9 protein-coding genes are annotated in these 7,732 nt (G+C 71.1%); 6 read left to right on the top strand and 3 right to left on the bottom strand.

Annotation, left to right across the window (positions count from 1 at the left end; translation table 11 throughout):
• Positions 1–349: hypothetical protein (locus H613_RS0118320; protein WP_026924938.1), on the top strand; the 349-nt coding region annotated here is incomplete at its 5' end.
• 36 nt (positions 350–385) lie between these two features.
• Here the strand turns inward: H613_RS0118320 and H613_RS0118315 are convergent.
• From H613_RS0118315 to H613_RS0118305, 3 genes are all read right to left on the bottom strand, one after another.
• Positions 386–1,348, bottom strand: a complete 963-nt coding sequence (locus tag H613_RS0118315) for a quinone oxidoreductase family protein (RefSeq protein WP_026924937.1) — start codon at positions 1,346–1,348, stop codon at positions 386–388.
• A 74-nt stretch (positions 1,349–1,422) separates the two neighbouring features.
• Complete coding sequence (locus H613_RS27560) at positions 1,423–3,132, bottom strand: BCCT family transporter (RefSeq protein ID WP_084546757.1); 1,710 nt, start codon at positions 3,130–3,132, stop codon at positions 1,423–1,425.
• A gap of 118 nt (positions 3,133–3,250) precedes the next feature.
• Positions 3,251–3,934, bottom strand: coding sequence for a dihydrofolate reductase family protein (locus tag H613_RS0118305; RefSeq protein WP_026924936.1), 684 nt, complete (start codon positions 3,932–3,934; stop codon positions 3,251–3,253).
• Between the two features lie 79 nt (positions 3,935–4,013).
• Between H613_RS0118305 and hisI the strand changes: the two genes are divergently transcribed.
• From hisI to trpA, 5 genes are read left to right on the top strand one after another with little or no spacing between them, the layout of a single operon-like run.
• Positions 4,014–4,358, top strand: a complete 345-nt coding sequence (hisI, locus tag H613_RS0118300; protein WP_026924935.1) for a phosphoribosyl-AMP cyclohydrolase — start codon at positions 4,014–4,016, stop codon at positions 4,356–4,358.
• Positions 4,355–4,918 carry a Trp biosynthesis-associated membrane protein gene (locus H613_RS29470; protein WP_084546751.1) on the top strand — a complete coding sequence of 188 codons (564 nt, stop codon included), beginning with the start codon at positions 4,355–4,357 and terminating at the stop codon, positions 4,916–4,918. The genes hisI and H613_RS29470 overlap by 4 nt, the downstream gene beginning before the upstream one ends.
• Positions 4,919–4,924: 6 nt before the next feature.
• Positions 4,925–5,725 (top strand): indole-3-glycerol phosphate synthase TrpC, encoded by an 801-nt coding sequence (gene trpC / locus H613_RS0118290; protein WP_084546756.1) that lies wholly within the window; start codon positions 4,925–4,927, stop codon positions 5,723–5,725.
• Between the two features lie 12 nt (positions 5,726–5,737).
• A complete protein-coding gene (trpB, locus tag H613_RS31045) occupies positions 5,738–6,946 on the top strand; it encodes a tryptophan synthase subunit beta (protein ID WP_026924933.1) in 1,209 nt (402 codons plus the stop codon).
• A complete protein-coding gene (trpA, locus tag H613_RS31040; RefSeq protein ID WP_026924932.1) occupies positions 6,943–7,731 on the top strand; it encodes a tryptophan synthase subunit alpha in 789 nt (262 codons plus the stop codon). The genes trpB and trpA overlap by 4 nt, the downstream gene beginning before the upstream one ends.
• Position 7,732 lies beyond the last annotated feature (1 nt).

The following is a 7,732-nucleotide window of genomic DNA, read 5'->3' as shown; positions in this document are numbered from 1 at the left end:
GGCCCGCGACGGCAAGACCCTCCCGGAGATGGTGTTCCTCATCGGTGACAAGGGCTTCGACGGCCGCGAATGGCACCAAGCGATGAACGAGCTGAAGATCGTCTTCGCCCGCCCCGACAAGAAGAACGAACCGTTCAAACACGGCAGCCTCGGCGGTGTCCGACAACGCATCGAGGCGATCATCGACACATTGAAAGACCAGCTCACCCTCGAAGACCACGGCGGGCGCACCACCGAAGGCGTCTTCGCTCGCGTTGCCGCCCGCATCCTCGCCCTGACCGCCGCCATCTGGAACAACTGGAGGACCGGACAACCGGTCCTCCGCTCCCTCACGGCCTACGACCATTAGGAATCAATCATCTAGCCCGTCAGCGAACCGGGGAGCTCAGGGGATCAGCAGCAGCTTGCCGGTGGACTTGCGGCTCTCCAGCGCCCGGTGGGCCTCGGCGGCCTCGTCGAGGCGGAAGCTCTCGCCGACGCGGATGAGCAGGTTGTCGTCCTCGATCATCCCGAAGACGTCGGCGGCCCGCTCCAGGTACTCCTCCCTGGTGGCGATGAAGTCGTCGAGCTTCGGCCTGGTGAGGATCAGCGAGCCCTTCGCGTTGAGCACCTGCGGGTCGAACTTCGCCACCGCGCCGCTCGACTGGCCGAACAGCGCCATCGTCCCGCGCCGCCGCAGCGCCGACAGGCCCTCCTCGAAGGTGTCCTTGCCGACGCCGTCGAAGACCGCCGCCACGCCCTCGCCGCCGGTGAGCTCGCGGGCCTTGGCGCCGAAGTCCTCGTAGAACAGGACGTGGTCGCAGCCGTTCGAGCGCGCCAGCTCGGCCTTCGCGTCCGTGGAGACCGTCCCGATGACCTTGCCGCCCTTGTACTTCACGATCTGCGTCAGCAGCAGCCCCACGCCGCCCGCCGCGGCGTGGACGATCACCGTGTCGCCCTCGCGCACCGGGTAGACCGTGTTGCACAGGTACTGCGCCGTCAGGCCCTGGAGCATGGCCGCCGCGGCGGTCGCCGTCGACACGCGGGAAGGCACCGGCACGAAGTCCGCCTCCCTGCCCACGACGATGTCCGCATAGGAGCCCGGCACCTGCGCCCAGGCGACCTCGTCGCCCGGTTTGAACTCGGTGACGCCCTCGCCCACGGCCACCACGGCCCCGCCGCCCTCCATGCCGGGCGTGAACGGCAGCGGCAGCTGGTAGGCGCCCGAGCGGTGGTAGGTGTCGATGAAGTTCACACCGGCGGCCGCCACCCGGACGGCGACCTGCCCGGGGCGCGGGCCCGGGTCGTCGCCTTCGAGCAGCCGCATCACGTTCGGGCCGCCGGTCTGCTCGACCACGATCGCCTTCATGAGGATTCCTTCCGTGGTGGGGGTCAACCCACAACCTAGCAGTGCCGTCCTTGTCCAGGCACGCGAGCCGTGGCCTATTCCTCCTGGTTCGAACGCCGCTTCGGCCCGAGGCCGAACCGCAGGCGGCCCCGGTACCAGCGGTTGCCCGTCTCGTCCGACCGCGCGCTGACCTCCTCGCCGACCATGCGCTGGATCGCCTCGCGAAAGCCCTTGTGCCGCAGGTGCTGGCGCAGCGGGTTCGCGCTCGGGTCGCCGTAGAGCTCCTTCACCAGCGACACGCACAGCACCAGCATGACCAGCACGAACGGCAGCCCGACGATGATCGTCGCGTTCTTCAGGCCCTCCAGGCCGCCGCTGAGCAGCAGCACGGCCGCCACCGCGCCGGTCACGGCGCCCCAGAACACGACCAGCCGCTTCTTCGGCGCCAGCGAACCCCGGCTCGACAGCGAAGCGGTCACGATCGACGCGGCGTCCGCGCCGGTGACGAAGTAGATCGCCACCAGCAGCATCGACAGCCCGCCCATGAGGCTGTAGAACGGCAGCGAGTCCAAGAGCGCGAACAGCGCGTACTCCTCGCCCTTGGCCACCGACGCGCTGTAGTCCGAGACGCCGTTCGACTGCCGCCAGATCGCCGTGCCGCCCAGGATCGAGAACCACACCGTCGAGGCCGCCGAGGGCACCAGCAGCACCCCGACGATGAACTGGCGGATCGAGCGGCCCCGCGAGATGCGGGCGATGAAGGTGCCCACGAACGGGGCCCACGACAGCCACCACGCCCAGTAGAAGATCGTCCACGCCGCCATCCAGTCCTCGCCGCCGAACGCGCCGGTGACGCTGGAGAGCTTGACCAGGCTCGACAGGTAGGACCCGATCGACGAGGGCCAGGAGTCCAGGATGAACAGGGTCGGCCCCGCGATGAACACGAACACCAGCAGCGGCAGGATCATCAGCGCGTTCGCCGTCGAGAGCCACTTGACGCCCCGGTTGACCCCCGAGAACGCCGAGAGGACGAACGCCGCGGTCAGCACCGCGATCACGAACAGCTCGAGCTGCGTCGAGCCGGGCACGCCCGCGACGAGGTCGAGCCCCACGGCCACCTGGAGCGCGCCGAGGCCGAGGCTCGCGGCCGTCCCGAACACGGTGGCGAAGATCGCGAACACGTCGATGGTGCGGCCCGCGGCCGGACCCCAGCGCCTGCCGCCGATCAGGGGGGCGAAGGCCTCGCTGAAGCTGTTGCCGCGGCCCTTGCGGAACGTCGAGTACGCCAGCGCCAGACCGGACACCGCGTAGATCGCCCACGGGTGCAGTCCCCAGTGGAAGTAGCTGTAGACCATCGAGCCCCGCATCAGGTCGTCGTTGTAGAACGGCGAGGCGGGGTCGAGCTCCAGCGGCGGCGGCGCGTTGAGGTAGTGCGTCAGCGGCTCGGTCACTCCGTAGAACATGAGCCCGATGCCCATGCCGGCGGCGAACATCATCGCGATCCACGGCAGCGTCTTGAACTCGGGCTCCTCGTCCGAGCGGCCGAGCCGGATGCTGCCGAAGCGGCTGGCGGCGAGGTAGATCGCCAGCACGAGGAAGACGTTGGCGGCGATGACGAACAGCCATCCGAAGTGGTTGATCACCCAGTCCAGGGCCGTGGTCGAGGCCTCCTCGAACCCGTCGGGGAATATGGCGCCGACGGCGATGACGGCCAGGACGACCACGGCGCTGATGCCGAAGACGATCTTGTCGACCGGGCGCGTCGCCTCCCCGGATTCGGCCTCGGTCTCGGAGGCGCCCGGCATGGGCTGGCCTTCGGCGGCCTCATCGGAGGTGTCACCCGGGGGTGGTGCGGGTTCGGTCATCGTCGACTCCAATCCCTGTGCGAAGGCCTACGCCGATGCGATCACCCTAAGGGATATTTCAGGCATATGATGACGGAAACTCGCGCCGGTACACCATCAATACGATTTGCCCGATCGGACGCGCCTCCACCAGACGCAGCGGGCGCCGCGGCGACTGCGGGAACAGCGCCGGGCGGACGAACCGCGCCCCGCCCCGCTCGCCCAGCAGGAACGGCGCCACCGCCAGATGTGCCTCGTCGACCAGGTCCGAGGACAGGAACGCCGTGTGGACGAGCCCGCCGCCCTCCACCAGCAGCCGCCCCACGCCGCGCCCTGCCAGGTCGGCCAGCGCCCGCGGCAGGTCGACGGCGTCCTCGCCGACCGCCACCACCTCGGCGGCCAGATCGGCACCGCGGCGCGCGCCCGCCTCGCAGGTGTAGACGATCGGAACCGGCTCCCCGCTGTTGAACAGCCGCGCGGAGGGATCGAGCCGCCCCGAAGGGGAGAACACCACCCGCAGCGGCGAGGCCGGCCTCCCCGACGCCGCCCGCGCGGCCCGCCGCCCCTCAGAGCGCACCAGCAGCCGCGGGTCGTCGGCCCGGACGGTCCCGGCCCCCACCGCGATCGCGTCCACCCCGGCGCGCACCTCGTCGACCCGGTCGAGGTCGGCCGCGTTCGAGAGCGTCAGGCGCTTGTCGGAGTCGTCGTCGAGGAAGCCGTCGATGCTCATCGCGGCCGAAACGATCACATACGGACGATTCATGCCCGCAAGAATCCCATGATCCGCCCACATCCGGCCCCGGGTGGCGGGCCCGTCACCGAACAGGTCAGAATCGGTAGACGTGGAAGGCCGACAGACCAGCGAGGACGCCATAGCGGACCTCAAGTTCAACGCCGACGGGCTCGTGCCCGCCATCGCCCAGCAGCACGACACCGGCGAAGTCCTCATGCTCGCGTGGATGGACGCCGAGGCCCTGCGGCGCACCGTCGCCACCCGCAAGGCCACCTACTGGTCGCGCAGCCGCGGCGAGTACTGGGTGAAAGGCGAGACGTCCGGCCACCACCAGGCCGTCAAGTCGGTGTCGATCGACTGCGACGGCGACACCGTCCTGCTCCAAGTGGAGCAGACCGGTCCGGCCTGCCACACCGGCACCCGGACCTGCTTCACTGGAAGGCAGATCGCATGACGCCAGCATCGATGCGGGCCAGGACCGTCCTGGTCGGGCTCGCCGCCACCGGCGCCGCGGCGCTCGCCGTAACTCGCGAATGGGCCTCCAAGACCGTCGAGAACGCCATGGGCATGACCTCCACCGCCTCCGAGACCGGCGGCGACCTGGTCGCCTGGGCGCTGCCGTGCGCGCTGGCCGCGGGGGCGGCGTTCCTCGCGATGCTCGCCGTCGGGCGGCGCGCGCGCCGCGTCGTCGGCGCCCTCGCCGCGCTCGCCGGGCTCGCCGTCGCCCTCGGCGGCGCCCTGCACCTCGACAAGGGCATCGCCCCGATCGGGCTCGCGGCGGCCGGGCTCGTCATCGCCGCCGCCGGGGCCGCCGCGACGGCCTACGCCGGGCGCTGGCCCGCCGCATCGGAGGCGCGCTACGAGCAGCAGCCCGCCGCCCGCTACGATTCGAAGTCCGTCGATGGCGATGCCATAGCAGAGGATCCGGTCAAGCTGTGGAACGCCCTCGACTCCGGCCAGGACCCCTCGTCGCCTAATATCACCGCATCGGCGCAGGAGAAGGGACGATCTTAGGTGAACGTGCTGGAACAGATCATCACCGAAGTCCGCGCCGATCTCGATCGGCGGCAGCGCGAAGTCCCACTCGAGGCGATCCGCGAGGCGGCGGAGCGAGCGGAGGGACCGATCGACGGCTACGCGGCCCTCAACGGCGGCGGCGTGAGCGTCATCGCCGAGGTCAAGCGCGCCTCGCCCTCCAAGGGCGCGCTCGCCGACATCCCCGACCCGGCGGTGCTCGCCGCCGAATACGCCGCGGGCGGCGCCTCGGTCATCAGCGTGCTCACCGAGCCGAACTACTTCAAAGGCAGCCTCGACGACCTCGACGCCGTGCGCGACAAGGTCCAGGTCCCCGTGCTGCGCAAGGACTTCGTCGTCTCCCCCTACCAGGTGCACGAGGCGCGCGCCCACGGCGCCGACCTCGTGCTGCTCATCGTCGCCGCCCTCGACCAGGACACCCTCGTCTCGCTCCACGAGCGCGTCGAGGGGCTCGGCATGACCGCGCTGGTCGAGGTCCACACCGAGGCCGAGGCCGACCGGGCGCTCCAGGCCGGGGCGAAAGTCATTGGCGTCAACGCCCGCGACCTGTCTACGCTCCAAGTGGACCGTTCGGTGTTCGAACGGATCGCCCCCGGCCTGCCTCGCGACGTCGTCAAGGTCGCCGAGTCCGGCGTCCGGGGCACCCGCGACCTGATCCGCTACGCCTCGGCCGGCGCCGACGCCGTGCTCGTCGGCGAGGGCGTGGTCAAGCAGAAGAGCCCGCGCGAGGCCGTCGCCGAACTGGTGACCGCCGGGTCCCACCCGGCCACGCCGCGACCGATCTAGGAGGAGAGAACCGTGCCGCAACCGGATGTGTTCGGTCACTGGGGCGAGTTCGGCGGACGGTTCGTCCCCGAGGCGCTCATCGCCGCGCTTGAAGAGCTCGACATCGCCCACGCCAAGGCGCTGGAGGACCCCGGGTTCCAGGCCGAGTTCGACCGCCTGCTGCGCGAGTACGGGAACCTCCCTTCGCCGCTGTACCGCGCCGACCGGCTCTCCGAGGAGGCCGGCGTCGAGATCTGGCTCAAGCGCGAGGACCTCAACCACACCGGCGCGCACAAGATCCGCAACGTCCTCGGCCAGGCCCTGCTGACCAAGCGGATGGGCAAGACCAGGGTCATCGCCGAGACCGGCGCGGGCCAGCACGGCGTCGCCGCCGCCACCGCCGCGGCCTACTTCGGCTTCGACTGCACCGTCTACATGGGCGAGGAGGACACCCGCCGCCAGGCGCTCAACGTCGCCCGGATGCAGTTGCTCGGCGCCGAGGTCGTGCCCGTCACGACCGGCTCGCGCACCCTCAAGGACGCCATGAACGAGGCGCTGCGCGAATGGGTCGCCACCGTCGACAACACGCACTACCTCATCGGCTCGGTCGGCGGCCCGCACCCGTTCCCCCGGCTCGTGCGCGACTACTGCCGCGGCATCGGCGACGAGGCCCGCGCCCAGCTGCTCGAGCGGGCCGGGCGCCTCCCGGCCGCCGTCGCCGCCTGCGTCGGCGGCGGCTCGAACGCGATGGGCGCCTTCACCGCCTTCCTCGACGACGACGTCAAGCTCTACGGCTTCGAGGCCGGAGGCGAGGGCCTCGACACCGGCCGCACCGCCGCCGCCATCAACTCCGGCGGCATCGGCGTCCTCCACGGCGCCCGCACCTACGTCCTCCAGGACGAGGACGGCCAGACCAAGGAGTCGCACTCGATCTCGGCCGGGCTCGACTACCCGGCGGTCGGCCCCGAGCACGCCCACCTCGCCGCCACCGGCCGCGCCGTGTACGAGGCGGTCACCGACGCCGAGGCCATGGACGCGCTCGAGAAGCTCGCCCGCACCGAGGGCATCATCTGCGCCATCGAATCGGCCCACGCCGTCGCCGGGGCGCTCCGCATCGCGCCGAGCCTCGATCCCGGATCGATCGTCCTGGTCAACCTCTCGGGGCGCGGCGACAAGGACATGGGCACCGTCGTGGACTACTTCGGATTCGGCGATGCCGACAACAAGGGGGACCAGCAGTGAGAACGGCTGAGGCATTCGCCAAGACCAAGGCCGAGGGCCGCGCCGCGCTCGTCGGCTACCTTCCGGCGGGCTTCCCCACCCTGGCCGACTCCATCAAGGCCATCGACATCATGATCGACCACGGCGCCGACATCATCGAGGTCGGCCTGCCCTACTCCGACCCGGTCATGGACGGCCCCGCCATCCAGCGCGCCGCCGACCGGGCCCTGGCCGCCGGGTTCCGCACCAGGCAGGCCTTCGAGGTCGTCGAGGCCGTCGCCGGGCGCGTCCCGATCCTCATCATGACCTACTGGAACCTCGTGGAGCGCTACGGCGTCGACGTCTTCGCCCGGGACTTCGCCGCCGCCGGGGGCGCCGGGCTCATCACGCCCGACCTCATCCCCGACGAGGCCGAGGAGTGGCTGACCGCCTCCGACGCGCACGACCTCGACCGGATCTTCCTGGTCGCGCCCTCGTCCACCGAGGAGCGCATCGCCGCCACCGTCCGGGCCTGCCGCGGCTTCGTGTACGCGCAGTCGGTCATGGGCGTCACCGGCGCCCGCGCCGCCACCTCCACGGCCGCCCCGGCGCTCGTCGAGCGCACCCGCGCCCACACCGATCTGCCGATCGGCGTCGGCCTGGGCGTGCGCGACGGCGACCAGGCCGCCGAGGTCGCCTCCTACGGCGACGCCGTCATCGTCGGCTCGGCCATCGTCGGCTGCTACCTGGAGACCGACGACATCCCGTCGGGCCACCAGCGCCTCGCCGACCTCACCGCCGACCTGGCCGCCGGCGTGCGGCGCTGAG

The sequence above is a fragment of the Glycomyces arizonensis DSM 44726 genome, from assembly GCF_000482705.1.
Classification (GTDB): domain Bacteria; phylum Actinomycetota; class Actinomycetes; order Mycobacteriales; family Micromonosporaceae; genus Glycomyces; species Glycomyces arizonensis.
The sequence above is the reverse complement of the archived record's forward strand: the minus strand, read 5'-3'. Positions and strand labels throughout refer to the sequence as shown.